We start from the raw sequence: 21317 nt of genomic DNA, 5'->3' as shown, positions 1-21317 counted from the left end.
GAAACCTGCTCGAGGTGTGAAGCCTCTGATTATGAGCGAAGTTCGGAGCCTCCCGACTGCTGCGCCTCACGCCATGCACGGGCTTGGCCAAAATGACCGCAGCCGATGAACGGAACCGGCGGCCGGAGCGCAGAAAGCGGCGAGGGATGATTCGACATCAGCACCTTATGGCGCCCAACGTCGATCAACGCACGCTTACTTTGCGCGTGCGAGCCCCATAGCATAAAAACAACAGGTCGTTCGCCCTGCGCCACATGGCGAATCACGGCGTCGGTCAGCACTTCCCAGCCGCGGCCTGCGTGGCTGGCCGGCTGAGCTTCTTCGACCGTCAGACAGGTGTTGAGCAGCAGCACGCCGTGCGTCGCCCATTTCACAAGACTGCCGCCCGGGTTCGGAAACGCCGGCGGCGGCGTGCCCAGATCGCGCTGGAGTTCCTTGAAGATGTTGCGCAGCGACGGCGGCAGGGCCACGCCCGACGCCACCGAGAAGGCCAGCCCCTCGGCCTGCCCGCGCCCGTGGTACGGGTCCTGGCCCAGGATCACCACGCGCACGTCTTCCGGCGGCGTGAGTTCCAGCGCTCGCAGCGGCTGCGGCGGAAAGATCACCGCCCCGGCGTCGAGGCGCTCGCGCAGGAAACCCTGCAGCTTCTGCCCGACCGCGCTGGCGAAGAAATCGTCGACCAGTGGCTGCCAGCCCGGCGCCACCGGCCAGTCGGCAGGATCGCTGCTCGACAGCTGGTCCGGCCGCGTCATTTGAACAATGCGGCGAGTGCCTCGCCGGGTTCCTTGGCGCGCATGAAGGCTTCGCCGACGAGGAAGGCGTTGACGCCCGCGGCGCGCAGCGTGGCGACGTCCTCGCGCGTGGCGATGCCCGATTCGGTCACCGGCAGGCGGTCCGCCGGCAGCCTGGGCAGCAGATCGATGGTGGCCTGGATCGACACCTCGAAGTTGCGCAGGTTGCGGTTGTTGACGCCGATGAGCGGCGTCTTGAGCTTCAGCGCACGATCGAGTTCGCCCGCGTCGTGCACCTCGACCAGCACCGCCATGCCCAGCCCGCGCGCGATGGCCTCGTAGTCCTTCATCTGCGCGTCGTCGAGGCAGGCAGCGATCAGGAGGATGGCGTCAGCACCCATCGCGCGCGACTCGTACACCTGGTAGGCGTCGACGATGAAGTCCTTGCGCAGCACCGGCAGGTCGCACGAGGCGCGCGCCTGCTTCAGGTAGTCGACGCCGCCCTGGAAGAACTGCTTGTCGGTCAGCACCGAGAGGCAGGCCGCGCTCACCACGCCGTCGCCCTCGGCATAGCTTTGCGCGATGTCGGCCGGAATGAAGTCTTCGCGCAGCACGCCTTTGCTCGGGCTGGCCTTCTTGACCTCGGCGATCACCGCCGCCTGGCCGGCCGCAATCTTGGCGCGCAAGGCGGCTTCGAAGTCGCGCGTGAGCACGCGGCTTTCGGCGTCGAAGCGCACGGCCTCGAGCGGGGCACGTTTCAGTGCAGCGGCGACTTCCTGGCGTTTGACGGCGACGATCTTGTCGAGAATGTCTGACATGGCTTGCTCTGCTTTCGGTGGCACGACGGCCTGATTCTCAGAAGGAGGTGGAGGCCTTGACCAGCTCAGTGAGCTTGGCCTTCGCCGCACCGGATGCGATGGCCTGGCGCGCACGCTCCACGCCCGCCGGCACCGAATCGACCACGTTGGCCGCGTACAGCGCCGCGCCCGCGTTGAGGAGCACGATGTCCAGCGCCGGGCCGGCCTGGTTGTCCAGCACGCCGATCAGCATGGCCTTCGACTGCTCGGGCGTCTCGACGCGCAGCGAACGGTTGCTCGCCATCTGGAAGCCGAAGTCTTCGGGGTGCAGTTCGTACTCGCGGATCTCGCCGTCCTTGAGCTCGCCGATCATGGTGGCAGCGCCCAACGAGATCTCGTCCATGCCGTCGCGGCCGTAGACCACCAGCGCATGCTCGGCGCCGAGGCGTTGCAGCGCACGCACCTGGATACCCACGAGGTCGGGGTGAAACACGCCCATCAGGATGTTCGGTGCGCCGGCCGGGTTGGTCAGCGGGCCGAGGATGTTGAAGATCGTCTTGATGCCGAGCTCCTTGCGCACCGGCGCGACGTTCTTCATCGCGGGGTGGTGGTTCGGCGCGAACATGAAGCCGATGCCGACCTGCGCGATGCACTGCGCGATCTGTTCGGGCTTGAGGTTGATGTTGACGCCCAGCGACTCCAGCACGTCGGCACTGCCCGACTTGCTCGACACGCTGCGCCCGCCATGCTTGCTCACCTTGGCGCCGGCCGCGGCCGCCACGAACATCGAGCAGGTCGAGATGTTGAAGGTGTGCGAGCCGTCGCCGCCGGTGCCGACGATATCGACAAGGTTCGTGGTGTCGGCCACGGGCACCTTGGTCGACACCTCGCGCATCACCTGCGCGGCGGCGGTGATCTCGCCGATGGTTTCCTTCTTCACGCGCAGGCCGGTGATCAGCGCGGCCATCATCACGGGCGAACACTCGCCGCTCATGATGAGCCGCACGATGTGCAGCATCTCGTCGTGGAAGACTTCGCGGTGTTCGATGGTGCGCTGCAGCGCTTCCTGGGGGGTGATCATGAAGGGTCTCCTCGGTGTGTGCGTATCGGCAGGCCTCAAGCCTTGAAGAAGCCGCGGATCGCCGCGACGGCGCGGTCGACGCCCGCGGCATCGACATCCAGGTGCGTCACGAAGCGCAGGCGGTACAGCCCGGTCGCAAGGATGCCCTGCTGGTTGAGGCTGGCGAGCAGCTCCGAAGAACGCGCCTGCGCCGCCCCCGTGAGATCGACGAACACGATGTTCGTGTGCGGCGCCTCGACCTTCAGACCCTCGATGCCCTCGAGCCCCTGTGCGAGGCGCTGCGCCAGTGCATGGTCGTCGGCCAGGCGGTCGATGTGGTGGTCGAGCGCATGCGAGGCCGCGGCCGCCAGCAGGCCGGCCTGCCGCATGCCGCCGCCCGCCATCTTGCGGATGCGGTGGGCGCGCGCGATGAACTCGCGCGAACCGACCAGCGTCGAGCCGATGGGTGCGCCCAGGCCCTTGCTGAAGCACACCGACACGCTGTCGAAGCACTGCGCGATGCGGCGGGCTTCGGCGCGGATGTCGCTGCGCTTGTTCAGCGCGGCCTGTGCGGTGGCGGCATTGAAGAGCCGCGCGCCATCCAGGTGCCGCTGCAGCCCCTTGCTTTTCGCCAGGTCGGTCGCGGCCTGCACGTACTCGAAGGGCAGCAGCTTGCCGCCCAGCGTGTTCTCCAGCGCCAGCAGCTTCGTGCGCGCAAAGTGCGCGTCGTCGGGCTTGATGGCGGTCTCGATCTGCGCCAGCGGCAACGTGCCGTCGGGCGCGTGGTCCAGCGGCTGCGGCTGCACGCTGCCGAACACCGCGGCGCCGCCGCCTTCCCAGCGGTAGGCGTGCGCCTGCTGGCCGACGATGTACTCGTCGCCGCGGCCGCAGTGCGACAGGATCGCGCACAGGTTGCTCTGCGTGCCGGTGGGCACGAACAGCGCCGCCTCGAAGCCCAGCAGCGCGGCGATCTTCTCCTGCAGCGCATTGACGCTCGGGTCGGTGCCGAAGACGTCGTCGCCCAGCGGCGCTGCCGCCATGGCCTCGCGCATCGCGGGCGTGGGCTGCGTGACGGTGTCGCTGCGCAGGTCGACGATGGGAGTGCGTTCGGTCATGGTGGGTCAGTCCAGAAAGTTCTTGAGCATGGCGTGGCCGTGCTCGGTGAGGATCGATTCAGGATGGAACTGCACGCCTTCGATGCGCACGTCGTGCGCAAAGCCGGTGTGCCGCACACCCATGATCTCGCCGTCGTCGGTCCACGCGGTGACAGCCAGTTCTTTCGGGCAGCTCTCGCGCTCGATCGAAAGCGAGTGGTACCGGTTGACGATGAACTTCTGCGGCAGCCCCGCGAACACGCCCTCTTGCGTGGTCGTGATCTCGCTGGTCTTGCCGTGCATGAGCTGCTGCGCGCGCACGATCTTGCCGCCGAAGGCTGCGCCGATCGCCTGGTGGCCCAGGCACACGCCCAGGATGGGCAGCTTGCCCGCGAAGGCCTCGATGGCCGCCACCGACACGCCCGCCTCGGCCGGCGAACATGGACCCGGCGACACCACCAGCCGCGTCACGCCCGAGGCGATCAGCGCGCCAATCTGCTCGACGGTGATCTCGTCATTGCGGTGCACCTGCACGTCCGCCCCCAGCTCGCCGAAGTACTGGACGATGTTGTAGGTGAACGAATCGTAGTTGTCGATCATCAGCAGTTTCATGGCTTGCTCACAATCCGGTGCACGCCCTTCACGACGGGGAACACGTTGAAGTTGATCAGCAGGCCCAGCTTCAGGCCCGACAGGCGCAATGCGGCCAGCACCTGCGCGCGGTGCAGGTCGGTCAGCACATCGACCGCCTTGAGTTCGACGATGACCGACTGCTCGATCACGAAGCCCGCGCGGTACACCTCGCCGAGCGACCGGCCCTTGTAGCTGGCCGACAGCGCCACGTCGCGCGTGAAGCCGATCTCGCGCTCGGCGAGTTCGATGGCCAGCGCTGCGGCATAGGCCCCTTCGTCGAGCCCCGTGCCGAGCACGCGTTGCACCTCGACGGCGGCGCCGATGATCTCGTGCGAGAAGTCGTTCTGAATATCGGGTGCGTTGCTCATTCCAGGCCTTCCTCGACCAGTTCGGCGGCACGCAGCAGTGCGCGCGCCTTGGCTTCTGTTTCTTTCCACTCCAGCTCGGGCACCGAGTCGGCGACCACGCCGGCCGCGGCCTGCACGTGCAGCATCTGGTCCTTCACGATGCCGGTGCGGATCGCGATGGCCACGTCCATGTCGCCCGCGTAGCTGATGTAGCCGCAGGCGCCGCCGTACAGGCCGCGCTTGGTGGGCTCCAGCTGGTCGATGAGTTCCATCGCATGCACCTTGGGCGCGCCGGTCAGCGTGCCGGCGGGGAACGTGGCCTTGAGCACGTCGATGGCGGTCATGCCGTCCTTCAGCGTGCCTTCGACGTTGCTCACGATGTGCATCACGTGGCTGTAGCGCTCCACCGCGAAGGCCTCGGTCACCTTCACAGTGCCGGTCTTGGCGATGCGGCCGATGTCGTTGCGCGCCAGGTCGATCAGCATCACGTGCTCGGCGCGCTCCTTCGGGTCGTTGATGAGCTCCACCTCGGCCGCCTTGTCGAGCTCGATCGACGCGCCGCGCGGGCGCGTGCCGGCCAGCGGGCGGATGGTGATCTTCTGCTCGCCGTCGCCCGTGTTCTCCTGGCGCACCAGGATCTCGGGCGAGGCGCCCACCACGTGGAAGTCGCCCAGGTTGTAGTAGTACATGTAGGGCGACGGGTTCAGCGAACGCAGCGCGCGGTACAGCGACAGCGGCGATTCGGTGTAACGCTTGCTGATGCGCTGGCCCACCTGCACCTGCATGAAGTCGCCGGCGGCGATCATCTCCTTGGCGCGCTCCACGGCCGCAAGGTAGTCGGCCTTGGCGAAGCTGCGCTCGGGCGGATGCGCCTGCGTGGGCTTCACGACGGGCGCGCTCACCGAGTACTTGAGCTTGTCCTTCAGCTCGCGCAGGCGGCGCTTGCCCACGGCGTAGGCCTCGGGCTGCTTCGGGTCGGCGTAGACGATGAGGTAGAGCTTGCCCGACAGGTTGTCGATGACCGCGAGTTCTTCGCACTGCAGCAGCAGGATGTCTGGGCAACCGAGCGCGTCGGGCGGGCAGCTTTTTTCGAGCTTGCGCTCGATGTGGCGCACGGTGTCGTAGCCGAAGTAGCCGGCCAGGCCGCCACAGAAGCGTGGCAGGCCGGGCCGCAGCGCGACCTTGAAGCGCTTCTGGTAGTCGGCCACGAAGTCCAGCGGATTGCCCTTGGCGGTCTCGACGACCTGGCCGTCGGTCACGACTTCGGTGACGGCCTCGTCGCCAAAGCCCGAGGCACGCAGCAAGGTGCGCGCCGGCAGGCCGATGAAGCTGTAGCGCCCGAAGCGCTCGCCGCCCACCACCGATTCGAGCAGGAAGCTGTGCTTGCCGCCGCCCTGCGAATGGGCGAGTTTCAGATAGAGGGAAAGGGGCGTTTCGAGGTCGGCAAAGGCCTCGGCCATCAGCGGGATGCGGTTGTAGCCCTGGGCGCTGAGGCTCTTGAATTCAAGTTCGGTGATCACGGATCGTTCTCCAGTTGCCTGCCGACGCTCCTTTGGCCGGTGGCAAGGTCATTCACGAGAGTGGCCCGGTGCCGGCATGCGTGCCGGCTCGGAACCGCGGGCGCACGGCGTGCGCCGCGCAATCAAACAGTCAGCGATGTATGGCGACGCCAGGGCCAGGCTCCCCGGCTGCCTTCACCTGTTTGAATGATGTGATGAACGAACATGGAGTGCCGAGTTTAGCCCACGAAAACCAGGCCTTGTGCAACCGCAGGCTTCAGGGTTCCCCCGGAGCCTGCGGGATAAAACGAAAAGATACATTCGCACGACCGTTCGCAAATTCAAGGAGACTCACTTGCTCGCACCCCTGCTCCCGGCCGTGTTCTCCCGCCTCGCGGCGCTCGCTGTCCTCTCGGCCGCGCTCTGCGGCAGCGCCTTCGCGGCGCAGGTCGAGGTGGCGGGCGTCAAGCTCGACGACCAGATGGACCTGCGCGGCGCCCCGCTGGTGCTCAATGGCGCGGGCATCCGCTACAAGACCATCATCAAGGTCTACACGGCCGGCCTGTACCTGGGCAAGAAGGCCTCGACCACCGAAGAGGCGCTGGCCGTGCCGGGGCCCAAGCGCGTGGCGATCACGATGCTGCGCGACATCGACGCCAACGAGCTCGGCAAGCTCTTCGTGAAGGGCGTGGAAGACAACTCGCCCAAGAGCGAAATGGTCAACCTGATCCCCGGGCTGCTGCGCATGGGCCAGATGTTCGCGGACCAGAAGCAGCTCAAGGCCGGCGACACCTTCACCATCGACTGGGTGCCCGGCACGGGCACGCTGATCACGGTGCGCGGCGTGCCGCAGCCCGACCCGGTGAAGGAAGTGGCGTTCTTCAATGCGCTGATGCGCATCTGGCTCGGCCCGAACCCGGCCGACTGGAAGCTGAAGGACGCGCTGCTCGGAAAGCAGTAAGGGGCAGTCAGCCCGTCAGGCCGCCGCGAGGTCGGCCAGCGATTCCACGAACCCGTCCGCATCCACGCCGCGCACCGGCTCGCCGTGGTTGTAGCCGTAGGTCACGAGCACCACGGGGCAGCCGGCGGCGCGCGCGGCACGCGCGTCGTTGCTCGAATCGCCCACCATCAGCGTGCGCGCAGGCACCGTGCCCAGCGCCTCGCAGGTCTTCAGCAGCGGCAGCGGGTCAGGCTTCTTGCGCTCGAAGGCATCGCCGCCGAACACCTGCTCGAAGAAGCCGTCGAGCCCCTTCGCGGCCAGCAGCGGCTTGGCGAAGGAGGTCGGCTTGTTCGTGAGGCAGGCCAGCCGCAGCCCGCGCGCGCGCAGCGCCTTCAGGCCCTCGACCACGCCGGGGTAGGCGGACGAATACCGGCCGTTGATCTCGAGGTAGTGGTGCTGGTAGCGCTCCCACGCGCGATCGAACAGCGCCGCCGGGGCCGGTGCACCCACGTGCGCCAGCGCCGACAGGATCAGGTGCTCCGAGCCCTTGCCCACCATGCGCTCGATGGCGGCGGACGCCACGGGCGGCAACTCGAGGTCGCGCAGCATGCGGTTCAGGGCCTCGGCAAAGTCACCGAGCGTGTCGACCATGGTGCCGTCGAGGTCGACGATGGCGGCGTCGAAGCGGGAGAGATCGGTGCGAAGAGTGTCCAAAACAGGCGGCTCCCGGGAGCGAAGTGGGTGGTGGATGCGCGAGGCACGCATTGTCCCCCGGCCGCAAAATAGGCGCCCATGACCCCCACGACGCCCCCGCCCTCCGCCCCTCGCCCCATCCGCACCGCCGCCACGCTCGTCGTCCTGCGCGACGGCCCCGAAGGCCTCGAGGTGCTGATGCTGCGCCGGGCCGAGAAGGCCAACGACCAGAACAGCGGCGCCAGCGTCTTCCCGGGTGGCATGGTCGATGCGCACGACCGCCTGCTGCACCCGCTGTGCGCGGGCCTGGACGACGCCGCCGCGAGCGCGCGGCTGGGCCTGCCCGAAGGCGGGCTCGACTTCCACGCAGCGGCGATCCGCGAATGCTTCGAAGAAGCCGGGCTGCTGCTCGCGAACGATGCGCAGGGCCGGCCGGTCGAGCTGCTCTCGCTCACGTCGGGCGAACTCGACGCGATGCGCGCCGCCGCCGAGCGCAGCACCGACGCCCTGCTCGCCCTGTGCGCCGAGCGCGGCTGGTGCCTTGCCGTCGACCGCATCGCGTACTTCAGCCACTGGCTGACCCCGCCCGGCATGCCGCGCCGCTTCGACACGCGCTTCTTCTCGGCCGCGATGCCCGCCGGCCAGGACGTGCGCCCCGACGGCCGCGAGACTGTCGAACACCTATGGCTCAAGCCCGCCGACGCGGTCAGCCCCGAACGCGGCCTCAAGCTGCTGAACGTGACGCGGCGCGTGCTCGAGCACCTGGCCACCTTCGCCCGCGTCGACGACTTCATGGCCCATGCGCGCGCGCTGCGCCGCATCCCGCTGACCATGCCGCGCCTGGCCGACGGTCCCAAGGGCCGCCGCCCGGTGAACATGGAAGAGCCCGCCTACGACGAGATCGGACACCTCGATCCCGACGGCCAGGGCGGCGGTCGCTATGCGCTCGAAGCGGGCCTGGTCACGCCGCTGTCCGCACGCGTGCTGCGCGTCGTGCACGAGAGCGGCCTCAACAGTTTTCTCATCGGCGGCACCGAAGGCTGGGCCCTGATCAACCGCGTGCCCGGCGATGCGGCGCACGAGGCTGCGCTGCGGGCGGCGGCGCCCGGGCCGGTGCGGTGGGTGTTGTCGGCGGACGCTGCGCCGCAATCCCTGGACCTCGGCGGCGCCACGCTCCAGGTGCTGGGCGCACAGCGCTTCCTGCTGGCCGAGGAGCGCATGCTGTTCACGGACGACGCAACGACGCCCGCGCCCGAAACGGATCAGATCGTCGAATGGATCGTGCCCGCGCGCGGCTTCATGCGCCGCCCGGCATCGGCGCTCGCCGACTGAGGCGCGTCTTTCTTCAGGCCTGCTGCGCTTCCGTCAGCGCCTGCGCCGCCACCACCGCCTCGGTGCGGTTGCGCACGTTGAGCGCGCGGAAGATGGCGGCCAGGTGGATCTTCACCGTGCCTTCGCTGATGCCCAGGCTGCGCCCGATCAGCTTGTTCGGCTTGCCTTGCGACAGCAGCTGCAGCACCTCGACCTGCCGCTCGGTGAGCACGCTGCGCAGGTGTTCGAGCGTCTGGGTACCGCCGCCGTTGCCGCCACCGCCGCGCGCAAAGGGCTCGCCCGCCGCGGCCGACGAGGGCGACACGCCGGCCACGATGCCCGGCGGCAGCGCCGTGAGCATCATCGGCGGCACGTACACGCCGCCCGCCAGCACCAGGCGCACCGCCGACAGCATGACGTCGGGCGAGTAGGCCTTGGGAATGAAACCGAGCACGCCGCGTTCGAGCGCGCTGCGCATGATGGACGGGTCTTCGTAGCCCGACAGCACGATCACGGGCACGGCCGGGTGTCGTCGCCGGATTTCGTCGATGTGGGCCTGCCCGTCCGCGCCGGGCATGTTGAGGTCGATCAGGGCCAGGTCGAGATCGTCGGTCGCGCCGGCAAGCAGTTCGTCGACGCTCAGCGCCAGGACGAACTCGATGCCAGCTCCCAGCTCCGACAACTTGGCTTTGACCGCCTCGATGACGAGCCGGTGGTCGTCGGCGATCAGAATTTTCATGGCATACCCCAGTGTCCCAACGTCAATGTGCATTGGATTCTTCTGCGACTGCGAAGATAACGGCGATTGCTCCGTCCAGCAAGGCCGCCGCGCCCCACCAACGGCATAGACCCCAAGCGGTATGGCGGCCCCGTGGGCCCGTTGAAAAAATGAACGCCCACTCCAACGACCGGGGACATGGGCATGTGCGATCGCTGCAGACGCCGGTGCAAGGCATGCTTCGCAATGCACGCTTGAGAAGCGGGCATCCCTCATGGCCCGCCTGCTCGACTGCTTCTCGCCCTTCATTGCCTTCGGTCTTGGCCTGGACGCATCGATCGCGGCCGGCCGCCCCACCCTCACCCACGGCGACGCCCAGCGCGAGGCCCTGCGCCTGCTGGACATCGCACGCGCCGACGCCGACGTGGCCGGCGCCACCGCCACGCAGATCGAGTCGGCCGCCTTTGCCATGGTCGCGTGGCTCGACGAAATCCTGGCGCGCCACCCCGACGCCGTGGACGGCGCCGCGCCGCTGCAGGTGCAGCTGTTCAACTCCAACAACGCCCACAGCGAGTTCTTCCACCACCTCTCGGCCCTCGGCGCGCAGGACCACGCGGTGCGCGAGGTCTACTGGCACGCGCTGGCGCACGGTTTCAAGGGCCAGTACTACTTCGAGTCGGGCGACGAAGGCGAGCTCGGCAAGCTGAAGGACCTGCACGGCCGGCAGCTGCAGCCGCCGCCGCTCGAACTCGGCAGCCTCGCGCAGGACCACATCACGCCGCAGCCCTACGGCGTGCCCGACCCGCGCGGCCCGGCCGACATGCGGCGGCGCGACCGCACCGTGCTGCGCACCGGCACCGCGCTGGCCGTGCTCGTGCCTGCGCTCTTCCTGCTGTGGCATTGGCTGGTGGGGCCGCCGGCCGCCGGCACGGCGCTCACGCAGCGCATCGACCGGCAACTCGCCAGCTACGCCTGCGCCGACCTCGAGGCCTCGATCGACCCCGACGGCCGCCCGCGCGTGACCGGCTTCGTCTCGCAGCGCGACGACCTGCTGAAAGTGGCGGAGGACGTCGCGGCCATTCCCGGCGTGCGCGCGCCGCAGTTCGACATCGGGCTGCGCGTATGGCCGCACTGCGAGGTGTTCGCCATCCTCAAGCCCTCGCAGGCTCGCAACCGCCAGAAGAACCACGGGCTGAGCGTGAGTGCGCCGTCCGCGCGCGACGGCCGGCTGCGCGAGGGCGACGCGGTGCGCGTGCAGGTGGTGGCGCCGCGCCACGAGAGCTACATCTGGGTCGACTACTACACCGCCGACGGTTCCGTGATGCACCTGAACACCGGGCCGGCCCCGACGCGGCTGCGCGCGGGCGAGTCGCTGGAACTCGGGTCCGACATTCCCTCGAGCTGGCTCGTGAGCCCGCCCTTCGGCAACGTGCTGATCACCGTGCTGTCGGCGCCGATGCCGTTCAGCGAAACCTCCGACCGCCCGCCGTACGAGATGGCCTCGGCCTACCTGCTGCGCCTGCGCGAGGCGCTGGCGGCCAGCAGGAACAGCGAGCGGCTGATCGCCGACTTCATCTCCCTCGAAACCGTGGCGCGCTGACCTCGCCCTTCCCCACCATGTTCGACACGCTGTCACCCGTGCACCTCTTCTGGCCGCTGCTCGCGGTCTGCCTCGCCGGCCTGGCGCTGCTGTACGCCGCCGTGCGCGACGCCGGCCGCGGCGCGCGGCGACGAGGCCTGCTGCGGCGCGTCGACGCTCTCGGCGCGCCCGCCGACCACGCCGCCGTCGATGCGCTGAAGGAGGCCATGGCGCAGGCGCGCACCTCGCTGCGGCAGGCGCCGCGCACGCGCGCGACGGCGCCGTGGTTCCTCTTCATCGGCGGTCCGGCCACCGGGCTGCCGGGGCTGCTCTCGGCCGCCCGCGCCGAGTGCGTGGCGCCGCCGCCGAACGAGACACCCGGCACGCCCTGGTGGCGCTGGTGGACCACCGGCGCGCTGACGGCCATCGAGCTGCATCCCGACGCCATCGGCGACCAGGCCGGCACGGCGCCCGCGCGCGGGCTCTGGCTGCAGTCGCTGCTGGCGCTTGCCGAGCGACGCGAACGCCTGCCGCTGCACGGCGTGGTGGTGTGCGTGGCGGCCGGCGACCTGCTGTACGGCGACCCGGCCCTGCGCAAGCGCGCCACCGCGAACATGCGCCGCCTGCTCGACGAAGCCAGCGACACGCTGCGCCTGCAGCTGCCGGTCTACCTCGTCGTGACGGGCCTCGAAGGCCTGAAGGGCTACGCCACGCTGCGCGCCGCGCTGCCGCCCGAGGTGCTCGCGCAAGCGCTCGGCCACCGCGTGGAGCACCCGTTCGCGGCGCACGCAGCGCGCGCCGCCGACCGGCTCGATGCGCTGTTCGATCCGCTCGTGGCGCAGCTGCACGGCCTGCGCATGGCCCTGCTGCGCGAGCAGCCGGGTCCCGCGGGGCGGCTCGCGCTGCATGGCTTCGTGGAGAGCGTGCGCACCTTGCAGCCGGCCTTGCGGCAGGTGGCGCAGGGGCTGTTCGAGGGGCACGGCAAAGGGGTGCGCGCGCCGCGCTGGCGCGGGCTGTACCTCACGGCGACGGCGTCGGAGAACGGCACGGGCGCCGCGTTCGTGAACGACCTGTTCGGCCGCTTCCTGCCGGCGGACCAGCCGCTGGTGCGGCCGGGGCGCTTTGCGCCCACGGTGCCGGCGCAGCTGCACTGAGGGCCGCCCCTGTGCGGCCGGTGCTACTTGGCGGCGTCCACGCGGATCTGGCGCGCGCCGAAGGTCACGTTGAGCACCTGCGCCTGGCCCGGGGTGACCGCGCGCACCTCGCGCCAGCGCGCGCGGTCGAGGTCGCGGAACGCGGCCATCACGCCGATCGCCTTGGCATCGGCCGGCAGCGTGAGGTCGAGCTTCTTGCTCTCGCCGGGGCGCAGCAGCATTTCTTCGCGCTGCACCAGTTCGGCGCCGAGCGTGGCCTGGTCTTTCTCGAACAGCGAGAAGAAGTCGGCGCCTTCGAAGGGCCCCGGCGTCTTGAGCGCGTAGACGCGCACCGTGAGCGGCGAGGCGCGGCCGCGCGCGTCGGGGTTGGCATCGGCGCCGGCCGTGAGCGTGATCGACACCGGCGTGACCACCGGTTTGCTCGCGCAGCCCGCCATCAGAAGACCCGCTGCAGCAAGGCCAAGGGCTGCGATACGGCGTCGCGATGCGACAGCAAGGAGGCCCTCATAGGACGAATGGTGTGTACCCAGCGTGCGCATGCTATTCCCTTCGTTGCATTGACCGGTCCTGACGCATCTTTGATTATCACCAGCGAACTCGAACAGGCAACATGCTGACTCCCCAACTCGTCGACGCACTGCTCACGCCCATCGGCGAGGCCTCGCCTTGCGGGGACGACCTGGAGTACGACGCGGACTTCATGGCCCTCACGACTGCGGCGCAGGGCAAGGCCGAGCAGCAGTTCGGCGACACCGTGATCCCCGCCGTCGAACCCGACTGGCGCGACGTGGCCGAGCGCGCCGATGCGCAGCTGCGCCGCAGCAAGGACGTGCGCGCCGCCGTGCTGCTGCTGCGCGCCGCGACGCGCCTGCAGGGCGTGGCCGGCTTCACGGCGGGCCTGCAATTGCTCACCTCGCTGCTCGACACCTTCTGGGACGGCATACATCCAAAGCTGGATGCGGACGACGACAACGACCCCACGATGCGCCTGAACGCGCTCGCGCCCTTGAGCGACGACAGCATGGTGCCGCGCGACCTGTACGACGCCTCGGTGGGCAACGCGCCGGGCGTGGGCCCGATCCGCGTGCGCGACATCGCCATTGCGCACGGCGTGCTCAATGCCGTCGGCGGCGAAGCGTCGTATTCGCCCGCGCAGGTGCATGGCGGGCTCGAGGCCCTGCACGCCGCGCACCCCGAACAGCTGCAGGCCGCCATCGGCCTGCCCGCGCTGCTCGATCGCCTGCAGAAGCTGCTGGGCGAGCGCACCGGCCGCACCGATGCGGTGGACCTGGGCACGCTGCGCACCGTGTCGCGCGCGGTCGCCAAGGCCTGCACGGCGGCCGCCGGCGCACCGGAAGCATCTACCGACGAGGGTGCAACCGCCGACAGCGACGCCCCGGCCGGCAACGCAGCCCGCCCGGCCGCGCCGCGCGGCGAGATCCAGAACCGCCAGGACGCGGTGCAGATGCTCGACCGCGTCATCCGCTACCTCGAACAGGCCGAGCCCGGCAACCCCGCGCCGCTCCTGATCGAACGCGCCAAGAAGCTCATCGGCGTGAGCTTCCTGGACATCATGGCCAACCTCGCGCCCAACGCGATGGACACCATCGAGACCGTGACGGGCAAACGCCAGTCCGAATGACCGCCGCCGTTTCCACCCGTCCCCTTTCATTCCCGCAAGGAGCATCGCCATGGCCAAGAGCAGTCAGAAATTCATCGCACGCAACCGCGCGCCCCGGGTCCAGATCGAATACGACGTGGAGCTCTACGGCGCCGAGAAAAAGATCCAGCTGCCCTTCGTGATGGGCGTGCTGGCCGACCTGTCGGGCAAGCCCGCCGACCCGCTCGCGCCCGTGGTCGACCGCAAGTTCCTCGAGTTCGACGTCGACAACTTCGACGCCCGCATGAAGGCCATGAAGCCGCGCGCCGCCTTCGCGGTGGAGAACTCGCTCACCGGCGAGGGCGACCTGAAGGTCGAGCTCACCTTCGACAGCATGGACGACTTCTCGCCCGCGGCCGTGGCCCGCAAGGTGGGCGCGCTGAACAAGCTGCTCGAAGCGCGCACGCAGCTGTCGAACCTCGTGACCTACATGGACGGCAAGGGCGGCGCCGAAGACCTGCTGGCCAAGGTGCTCGAAGACCCGGCCCTGCTGCAGACGCTGGCCGCCAGCAAGAAGCCCGGGGACGGCGAAGCCGCCGCCTGAGCCTCATCCCCGATTCCTGACAGACACACACCGGTACACGAGGAGAAACCATCATGGCCGACGCACTCGAGCAGAGCGCACTGAAAGACGTTGCGTACGCGGGAAGCGACTTTTCGTCGCTGCTGCAGAAAGAATTCAAGCCGCGCAGCGACGAAGCCAAGAGCGCCGTCGAAGCCGCCGTGCTCACGCTGGCGCAGCAGGCGCTGAGCAACAGCACCGTCATCGGCAAGGACGTGACCAAGTCGATCCAGGCCATGATCGCCGCGATCGACGCCAAGCTCACCGACCAGGTGAACAAGATCATCCACCACCCCGACTACCAGAAGCTCGAGAGTGCGTGGCGCGGCCTGCACTACATGGTGAACAACACCGAGACCGACGAGAACCTGAAGATCCGGGTGATGGACATCTCCAAGCAGGAGCTGGCCAAGAACCTCAAGAAGTTCAAGGGCGCGGCCTGGGACCAGAGCCCGATGTTCAAGAAGATCTACGAGGAAGAGTACGGCCAGTTCGGCGGCGAGCCCTTCGGCGCGCTGGTGGGCGACTACCACTTCGACCAGAGCCCGCCCGACGTCGAGATGCTCGGCGAGATGGCCAAGATCGCTGCCTCGGCCCACGCGCCCTTCATCACCGGCGCGAGCCCCAACCTCATGCAGATGGAGTCGTGGCAGGAGCTGGCCAACCCGCGCGACCTGACCAAGATCTTCTCCACGCCCGAGTACGCCGGCTGGCGCTCGCTGCGCGAGTCGGACGACTCCAAGTACCTGGGCATGTGCATGCCGCGCTTCCTGGCGCGCACGCCCTACGGCGCCAACACCAACCCGGTGGAAGAGTTCGACTTCGAGGAAGACACCGCCGGCGCCGACCACAGCAAGTACGCCTGGGCCAACGCCGCGTATGCGATGGCGACCAACATCAACCGCTCGTACAAGCTGTACGGCTGGGGTTCGCGCATCCGCGGCATCGAGTCGGGCGGCGCGGTAGAAAACCTGCCGCTGCACACCTTCCCCAGCGACGACGGCGGCGTGGACCAGAAGTGCCCCACCGAGATCGCCATCAGCGACCGGCGCGAAGCCGAGCTCTCGAAAGCCGGCCTGCTGTCGATGATCCACCGCAAGAACTCCGACTTCGCGGCCTTCATCGGCGCCCAGTCGCTGAACAAGCCGGCCGAGTACGACGACCCCGACGCCACGGCCAACGCCAACCTGGCGGCGCGCCTGCCCTATCTCTTTGCCTGCAACCGCTTTGCGCACTACCTGAAGTGCATCGTGCGCGACAAGGTCGGCAGCTTCAAGGAGCGCGAGGACATGCAGCGCTGGCTCAACAAATGGATCATGAACTACGTGGACGGCGACCCCGCCAACTCCTCGGAAACCACCAAGGCCCAGAAGCCGCTGGCCGCCGCCGAGGTGATCGTGGAGGAAGTCGAGGGCAACCCGGGCTACTACACGTCCAAGTTCTTCCTGCGCCCGCACTACCAGCTCGAAGGCCTCACGGTCTCGCTGCGGCTGGTGTCCAAGCTGCCGACGGCCAAGGGAGCCGGTTGAAAAAAATCTGCGGATTCTTCTTGAATTCCGGGTTCCGTTTCGTTCTATGAGTAGCTGCCGGGCATCGGAACTTTTCTCCCACCGCCGGCAGCCATTTTTTTCGTTTCGATCATCAACCGCCCGAATGCAATCGGGTTCCAAGGAGTAGGAACATGTCATCTGACTTTCACATCAAGCTCGACGGCGTCAAGGGCGAGTCTTCTCACAAGGACCACAAGGACGAGATCGAGATTTCGTCGTGGTCCTGGAACGTGAGCAACGCATCGGGCGCGGGATCGGGCGGCGGTTCGGGCAAGGGCAAGGCCACGCCGGGTGAATTCAACTTCACGCACGTCTACGACAAGGCATCGCCCGTGCTCGCCAAGAACTGCGTGAGCGGCAAGCACTTCAAGGACATGGTCATGACCTGCCGCAAGTCGGGCGAAGGCCAGCAGGAGTACCTGAAGGTCACGCTCAAGGAAGTCTTCATCTCCAGCGTGGGCCCCGGCGGCGCACAGGGCGGCGACGTGCACGAGCAGGTGTCCTGCAGCTTCAAGGACATCGAGTTCGCCTACAAGGGCCAGGACGACAAGGGCGCCGGCGGCGGCGAGGTGAAGTTCGGCTGGAACGTGGCCACCACCGAAACCCGCTGACGGGCGACGGACCCGCCAGCCCCGTCCGCCCCAGGCACCGCACGGTGCCGGGGCCGGTCCCTGCCCGTGTCCTCACCGGAGCAATGCCATGGCATTCAGCACCACACTCATCGGTACCAGCGGCAAGCTGCACACGACCTACAACTCCGATTGGTCGGTCGGACGGATCGGCTCCAACACGCGTGAAGACGTGATGCTCGTGCAGGCCCTGTTCAAGATCTTCTACTACGAGCTGCTCGGCTTCAACCACGACTTCGACCCGCCCCCCGGCGCGACCGAGGTGATCGTGGTGGACGGCTACTACGGGCCGGTCACGCAGAAGCACATCACGCACTTCCAGGAACAGGCGATCGCACGCGGGCGCAAGGTCCTGCCGGACGGCATCTTCGATCCCTTCCGCGAGCCCGGTGCGTCCAGCACGATCAGCAAGACGCGCTACGCGCTCGACCTGCTGAACAACGGCTGTGCCAACAGCTGCGAAGAGCAGAACATCGACAACTACAGCAACCTGCCGAACCGGGAAGACATGCCCGCGTTGCTGCGCAGCGCGCTGAAGAAAGTCAAGAAGAAGGCCAGCAAGTACAGCTGAACGCCTCAACAGCCCCACGCAAGACGCCCGTCCGATGGATGGGCGTCTTGTTTTGCTTCAGGGGTCCGTGGATGCGACGTTCTCGGGCAGCAGCCGCGTCAGGTCGTCGTCGGCGTCCTCGATCACCCACAGCGTGAGCGCCGTGTAGTTGTCGTGGCCCGGCTTGGCGTTGGCCTTGATCTGCGCGTCGAGCAGCTCGGTCCACTGGCTGGGCGTGCGCGAGGCGTGCAGCGTGTCGACCAGGCACTCGTCGCCCAGCGGCTCCCACACGCCGTCGCTGCACAAGAGCAGCACGTCGCCGGGCAAGAGGCGCATGCGGTCGGACACCGCGATGTCGGGCGCCTCCTCGATCGAGCCCAGTGCCGACAGCAGCATGTTGCGCTGCGGATGCAGGCGCGCGCCCTCCTCGTCGAGCATGCCGCCCGCCACCATCTGCTGCACCAGGCTGTGGTCGGTGGTGCGCGCCACGATGGCGCCGCCGCGGAACAGGTAGGCGCGGCTGTCGCCGCTGTGCACCCAGGCCAGCACCTCGCGCTCCAGGTCGATCACCGCGAACACCACCGTGGAGCGCATGCCGGCGAGCTTGCCGCCTTCGGCCTGGCGCGCCACCACGTCCAGGTTGGCGCGCTCGATCAGCGCGCGCAGCGCGGCCTCGTCCAGCGAGGGCGCCCCCGAGAAGCCGCCGAGCACGCTGGCGCGCACCGTGGCCGCCGCCACGTCGCCGCCGCCGTGGCCGCCCGCGCCGTCGGCCACCAGGCAGGCGACATAGCGCTCGTCGTGCCAGTGGCCGTGCACGTCCTCGTTGTAGGTGCGCCCGCCCTGCCGGGAGAGCGTGACGATTTCGATTTCCAAGCGGGGTGCCTCGCGAGTGCTGGGGGTTGTTCTGGTTGTCTTCTCAGGTGTCGGACTTCAGGCGCGCCATCTGCTCTTCGTAGGCCGCGAGGAAGGCCTTGCCGAAGAGGCTGTGGAAGTCGTCCTCGGCCTCGCTCGCGATGCCGCCGTACAGCGCCACGAACTGGTCCCAGAGCTTGGCCTTGCGGTTGGCGGCAAAGAGCGCGTCGAGCGCGGTCTTGGCGCTGATCTTCTTCTCGAGCTCGGCCGGCTCGAAGCGTCCGATGACATGGGCCAGCGCCGCGCGCATGCCCACCATCACGCCGAACTGGTGCGCGCGCAGGTCGTCGAAGGCGTCGCGCATCGCGGCCTCGGGCGGCATGAAGCCGCGCACGCCGGGGCCCAGCAGGTGCGCCAGCGCGACCTCGACCGTGGGCGAGAACTTGAGCGGGTTGTTGGCCTGCGACGCGATCATCGTGACCTCGGCGCGCACCTCGCGCTTGAACTCCTGGCGCGTGAGCAGCAGCTGCAGCGTGCCCTCGGTGGCGGTGCGCAGCATCGAGCCGATGCGCTCCATGAGCCCGGGCGTGAGCATCTCGGGCGGCTGGTGCGTGCTGGCCAGGCCGCGCAGGAAGGCGGCGAGCAGCTCGTCGTCGGAGGCAGCGCGCGTGGACGTGGCTGCTGCGGGTGCCGGCGGCGGCGGCGCGACGTGCACGGGCGGCGGTGGTGGCGGAGGGGGCGGCGGCTCGGCGACGCGGCCGGCGTTCTCGGGCCCGCTGATGCGGATCGGTTGGCCGGTCACGTCGTCGAACTTCGCAAGCGGGGCCACGGGCGCGGGCGCGGGCGCGGGCGCAGGCGCAGGGGGCGGCGGCGGCGGTGGTGGCGTGATGGCCTTCGGCGGCTCGAAGCCGAACTGGTCGATCGGCAAATGATCGGAACGCGGCACCGGCGTGGCGGGCGCGGCGCGCTGCAAGGCGGCCAGCGGGTCGGCGTCCGATGCGGTGTTGGGCTGCAGCAGCGGATCGGCCAGCGGCGACAGCGCGAGCGGATCGCCGCCGATGCCGCCGGCGCCCGGCGAACCGCCGAAGAGGTCGTCGATACTCGCGGCCTTGCCGTGCGCGGGCGGTGCGCCCAGGTCGGAAAAATCGTCGAGCGCGCCGAGCCCCGCAGAGGGTGTGGCCGACGGCGTGGGGCCCAGCAGGTTCGCGAACGGGTCGACCTGGTCGGCCTGCGCGTTGCGCGAGCCGCTGGCCATCGGGTCGGGGAAGAGCAGCGACTCGGCGGGCGCTGCGGCGCGGGCTGCAGGCGCCGGCGCGGGAACGGCCGGCGACCCCAGCCCCGCAAGCAGGTCGGCGAACGGATCGTCGCTGCTGGCGGCGGGCGCGGCGGCCGGCGCCGACATCACGGTGTTGGGGATGACCGGCGCGCGGGGTGCCGCCGCAGCAGCCATCACACGCACCGACAGTTCGAAGCTGCCGATGACGAGGCGCGCACCGTCGGTCAGCGCCGCTTCCTTGCCCGCGCCCAGCGACACGCCATTGCATTGCATCGCGTTGCTGCCGCGGTCGACGATGAAGTACTGCCCGTCGCGGCACAGCACCTGCGCGTGCACGCGCGAGACGGTGCGGTCGGGGTCGTCGAGCACCAGCGCGTTGGTGTCGGCGCGGCCGATGGTGCCGCCGCCGGGTCCGAAGTCCGCGGCGATGGACGGTCCGGCCGGCATGCCTTGCCGGGTGATGACAGCGATATGGATCATGAATCGGCCCCCGATGGCGGCTGCGCCCGTGCAATCTCGCAAGGAGTATTCATTCCGTGGGGCCGGTTGGCAATCTCGCCTTAAGAGGTATGCCGCATGCGCGCCGTCGCGGCCTCACGGCGCCAGCAGCAGCACGAGCGACTGGCTCGGCACCGCGCGCACGCCCGGGCAGTTGGTGCTGTTCTGCAGCGAGTTGCTGGTCAGGCGCGTGGCGGGCATGCCCTGGAACAGCACGGTGAACGCACCCGTGAGATGGCGGCACGGCCCCATCACGGTGCCGGAGGCCACGCCCAGCAGCACCCCGGGGTTGTCGCCATTGCTCATCGGGATCGTGGTGCCCAGGTTGTGCGCCGGGCCGCCCATGATGAGGATCGTGGGGCAGTTGGGAATGGCCATCGCGCCCATCGCGATGTTCGGGTACGGAATGGGCAACGGCGACGGCGCGGCCGGCGTCATGCAGACGTCGGGGAAGGCCATGTCGGTGCCCATGAGCTGGCAGTTGGCGAACATGGGACGTCTCCTCAACCGAAGTGGATCTGCGCGCCGCGCGTCTTGACCAGCTTGCCGCCGTTGACCATCACATGCTCGGCCTTGAGCTGCATCAGCTGCTGCGCCTCGTGGTCGATGTGCATGGCCTGCACGCGGTCGGTGCCCTGCGTGGTGCGCAGGTAGTGGCGGCTGAAGTGGGTGACGCGGTCCATCACGCTCGAGAGCACCGAACCGACGAACTTGATGGTGCCCGCGCACAGCCGGAACTGCCGCGCGGCCACCTCCACCTCGTCGGCCACCAGGTGGGTGCGACGCCCGCGCAGCTCGAGCTGATCGGCATCGAGCTGCAGCCGCGCGGCCTCCAGGTGCAGGGCGCCGTCGCACCGCAGCACGGCCGGCTGCGCCGCGTCGCGCTGCAGCACCGCCAGCACCCACAGCTCCGACGGGCCGGTGCGCAGGCAGGCCACGGTGTCGCCGACGGCCGGCACCAGCAGGCAGCTGGCCGCACGCCGCGCCTGCACCTCGCCCCGCAGGCCGACGCGCACACGCACGGTGGCATCGGGCCCGACGGCGGTGACGAGGCCGCCCTGGCAGGCGCCGGCGATGGCGACGGTGGGGTCGACCACCGGCGCGCAGACCGGTTGGCTCTGGCTGTGCGGGCTGCGCTGGCTGGGGCTTCTGCCGGGGGTTCGGGTCTTGCTCATGGGGCTCTC

23 protein-coding genes are annotated in these 21317 nt (G+C 69.0%); 9 read left to right on the top strand and 14 right to left on the bottom strand.

Annotation, left to right across the window (positions count from 1 at the left end; translation table 11 throughout):
* Positions 1-29: 29 nt before the first annotated feature.
* From AC57B8_RS12670 to trpE, 7 genes are read right to left on the bottom strand one after another with little or no spacing between them, the layout of a single operon-like run.
* Positions 30-752, bottom strand: a complete 723-nt coding sequence (locus AC57B8_RS12670) for a uracil-DNA glycosylase (protein WP_095950912.1) — start codon at positions 750-752, stop codon at positions 30-32.
* Positions 749-1549: an indole-3-glycerol phosphate synthase TrpC gene (gene trpC / locus AC57B8_RS12665; protein WP_390346911.1), complete on the bottom strand. Its 801-nt coding sequence runs from the start codon at positions 1547-1549 to the stop codon at positions 749-751. The genes AC57B8_RS12670 and trpC overlap by 4 nt, the downstream gene beginning before the upstream one ends.
* A gap of 37 nt (positions 1550-1586) precedes the next feature.
* Positions 1587-2609 carry an anthranilate phosphoribosyltransferase gene (trpD, locus tag AC57B8_RS12660; protein WP_496479787.1) on the bottom strand — a complete coding sequence of 341 codons (1023 nt, stop codon included), beginning with the start codon at positions 2607-2609 and terminating at the stop codon, positions 1587-1589.
* Between the two features lie 35 nt (positions 2610-2644).
* Positions 2645-3703: a low-specificity L-threonine aldolase gene (gene ltaE, locus AC57B8_RS12655; protein WP_496479786.1), complete on the bottom strand. Its 1059-nt coding sequence runs from the start codon at positions 3701-3703 to the stop codon at positions 2645-2647.
* Positions 3704-3709: 6 nt separating this feature from the next.
* The gene (locus tag AC57B8_RS12650; RefSeq protein WP_070063896.1) at positions 3710-4294 is read right to left on the bottom strand and encodes an aminodeoxychorismate/anthranilate synthase component II; all 585 of its coding nucleotides are present in this window, start codon (positions 4292-4294) and stop codon (positions 3710-3712) included.
* Complete coding sequence (locus AC57B8_RS12645; protein ID WP_056514741.1) at positions 4291-4683, bottom strand: GxxExxY protein; 393 nt, start codon at positions 4681-4683, stop codon at positions 4291-4293. The genes AC57B8_RS12650 and AC57B8_RS12645 overlap by 4 nt, the downstream gene beginning before the upstream one ends.
* Positions 4680-6182 (bottom strand): anthranilate synthase component I, encoded by a 1503-nt coding sequence (gene trpE / locus AC57B8_RS12640; protein WP_056584602.1) that lies wholly within the window; start codon positions 6180-6182, stop codon positions 4680-4682. Before trpE ends, AC57B8_RS12645 begins: the two co-directional genes overlap by 4 nt.
* A 334-nt stretch (positions 6183-6516) precedes the next feature.
* Between trpE and AC57B8_RS12635 the strand changes: the two genes are divergently transcribed.
* Positions 6517-7122 (top strand): chalcone isomerase family protein, encoded by a 606-nt coding sequence (locus AC57B8_RS12635; protein WP_095743420.1) that lies wholly within the window; start codon positions 6517-6519, stop codon positions 7120-7122.
* 15 nt (positions 7123-7137) lie between these two features.
* Here the strand turns inward: AC57B8_RS12635 and AC57B8_RS12630 are convergent, their stop codons facing one another.
* Positions 7138-7815: a phosphoglycolate phosphatase gene (locus AC57B8_RS12630; protein ID WP_496479785.1), complete on the bottom strand. Its 678-nt coding sequence runs from the start codon at positions 7813-7815 to the stop codon at positions 7138-7140.
* Between the two features lie 78 nt (positions 7816-7893).
* On the opposite strand from AC57B8_RS12630, the gene AC57B8_RS12625 reads away from it, so the two are divergent.
* Complete coding sequence (locus tag AC57B8_RS12625) at positions 7894-9126, top strand: NUDIX hydrolase (protein WP_496479784.1); 1233 nt, start codon at positions 7894-7896, stop codon at positions 9124-9126.
* A 13-nt stretch (positions 9127-9139) separates the two neighbouring features.
* Here AC57B8_RS12625 and AC57B8_RS12620 read toward each other — a convergent pair whose 3' ends face one another.
* A complete protein-coding gene (locus AC57B8_RS12620; protein ID WP_062479285.1) occupies positions 9140-9844 on the bottom strand; it encodes a response regulator transcription factor in 705 nt (234 codons plus the stop codon).
* Positions 9845-10097: 253 nt separating this feature from the next.
* On the opposite strand from AC57B8_RS12620, the gene AC57B8_RS12615 reads away from it, so the two are divergent.
* The gene (locus AC57B8_RS12615) at positions 10098-11423 is read left to right on the top strand and encodes a DotU family type IV/VI secretion system protein (RefSeq protein WP_496479783.1); all 1326 of its coding nucleotides are present in this window, start codon (positions 10098-10100) and stop codon (positions 11421-11423) included.
* 17 nt (positions 11424-11440) lie between these two features.
* On the top strand, positions 11441-12556 hold the full coding sequence (locus AC57B8_RS12610; RefSeq protein WP_496479782.1) for a type VI secretion system protein: 1116 nt from the start codon (positions 11441-11443) through the stop codon (positions 12554-12556).
* 23 nt (positions 12557-12579) lie between these two features.
* Here AC57B8_RS12610 and tssJ read toward each other — a convergent pair whose 3' ends face one another.
* Positions 12580-13095 (bottom strand): type VI secretion system lipoprotein TssJ, encoded by a 516-nt coding sequence (tssJ, locus tag AC57B8_RS12605; RefSeq protein ID WP_492732269.1) that lies wholly within the window; start codon positions 13093-13095, stop codon positions 12580-12582.
* Positions 13096-13166: 71 nt separating this feature from the next.
* Here tssJ and tssA point away from each other — a divergent pair, with 71 nt between their 5' ends.
* The 5 genes from tssA to AC57B8_RS12580 all read left to right on the top strand — a co-directional run bounded on the left by tssA (position 13167) and on the right by AC57B8_RS12580 (position 17528).
* Positions 13167-14198 carry a type VI secretion system protein TssA gene (gene tssA, locus AC57B8_RS12600; RefSeq protein ID WP_496479781.1) on the top strand — a complete coding sequence of 344 codons (1032 nt, stop codon included), beginning with the start codon at positions 13167-13169 and terminating at the stop codon, positions 14196-14198.
* A gap of 49 nt (positions 14199-14247) precedes the next feature.
* Positions 14248-14760, top strand: coding sequence for a type VI secretion system contractile sheath small subunit (tssB, locus tag AC57B8_RS12595; RefSeq protein ID WP_062482197.1), 513 nt, complete (start codon positions 14248-14250; stop codon positions 14758-14760).
* Between the two features lie 53 nt (positions 14761-14813).
* Positions 14814-16307, top strand: coding sequence for a type VI secretion system contractile sheath large subunit (gene tssC, locus AC57B8_RS12590; RefSeq protein ID WP_062482199.1), 1494 nt, complete (start codon positions 14814-14816; stop codon positions 16305-16307).
* A 152-nt stretch (positions 16308-16459) separates the two neighbouring features.
* Entirely contained in the window at positions 16460-16939 is a 480-nt protein-coding gene (locus tag AC57B8_RS12585; protein WP_070063886.1) for an Hcp family type VI secretion system effector, read from the top strand.
* An 88-nt stretch (positions 16940-17027) separates the two neighbouring features.
* Positions 17028-17528, top strand: coding sequence for a peptidoglycan-binding domain-containing protein (locus tag AC57B8_RS12580; protein ID WP_062482201.1), 501 nt, complete (start codon positions 17028-17030; stop codon positions 17526-17528).
* Between the two features lie 57 nt (positions 17529-17585).
* Here AC57B8_RS12580 and AC57B8_RS12575 read toward each other — a convergent pair whose 3' ends face one another.
* The 4 genes from AC57B8_RS12575 to AC57B8_RS12560 all read right to left on the bottom strand — a co-directional run bounded on the left by AC57B8_RS12575 (position 17586) and on the right by AC57B8_RS12560 (position 21308).
* Positions 17586-18380 (bottom strand): PP2C family protein-serine/threonine phosphatase, encoded by a 795-nt coding sequence (locus AC57B8_RS12575; RefSeq protein WP_070063885.1) that lies wholly within the window; start codon positions 18378-18380, stop codon positions 17586-17588.
* 43 nt (positions 18381-18423) lie between these two features.
* Positions 18424-20115: a type VI secretion system-associated FHA domain protein TagH gene (gene tagH / locus AC57B8_RS12570; RefSeq protein WP_496479780.1), complete on the bottom strand. Its 1692-nt coding sequence runs from the start codon at positions 20113-20115 to the stop codon at positions 18424-18426.
* A gap of 114 nt (positions 20116-20229) precedes the next feature.
* Positions 20230-20625, bottom strand: a complete 396-nt coding sequence (locus AC57B8_RS12565; protein WP_062482207.1) for a DUF4150 domain-containing protein — start codon at positions 20623-20625, stop codon at positions 20230-20232.
* 11 nt (positions 20626-20636) lie between these two features.
* Positions 20637-21308, bottom strand: a complete 672-nt coding sequence (locus tag AC57B8_RS12560; RefSeq protein WP_496479779.1) for a DUF3540 domain-containing protein — start codon at positions 21306-21308, stop codon at positions 20637-20639.
* Positions 21309-21317: the final 9 nt, after the last annotated feature.

Source organism: Variovorax sp. BGA-UO-ETr-C22, assembly GCF_059567965.1.
Note: the sequence above shows the minus strand (reverse complement) of the source record. Positions and strands in the feature narration are given on the sequence as shown.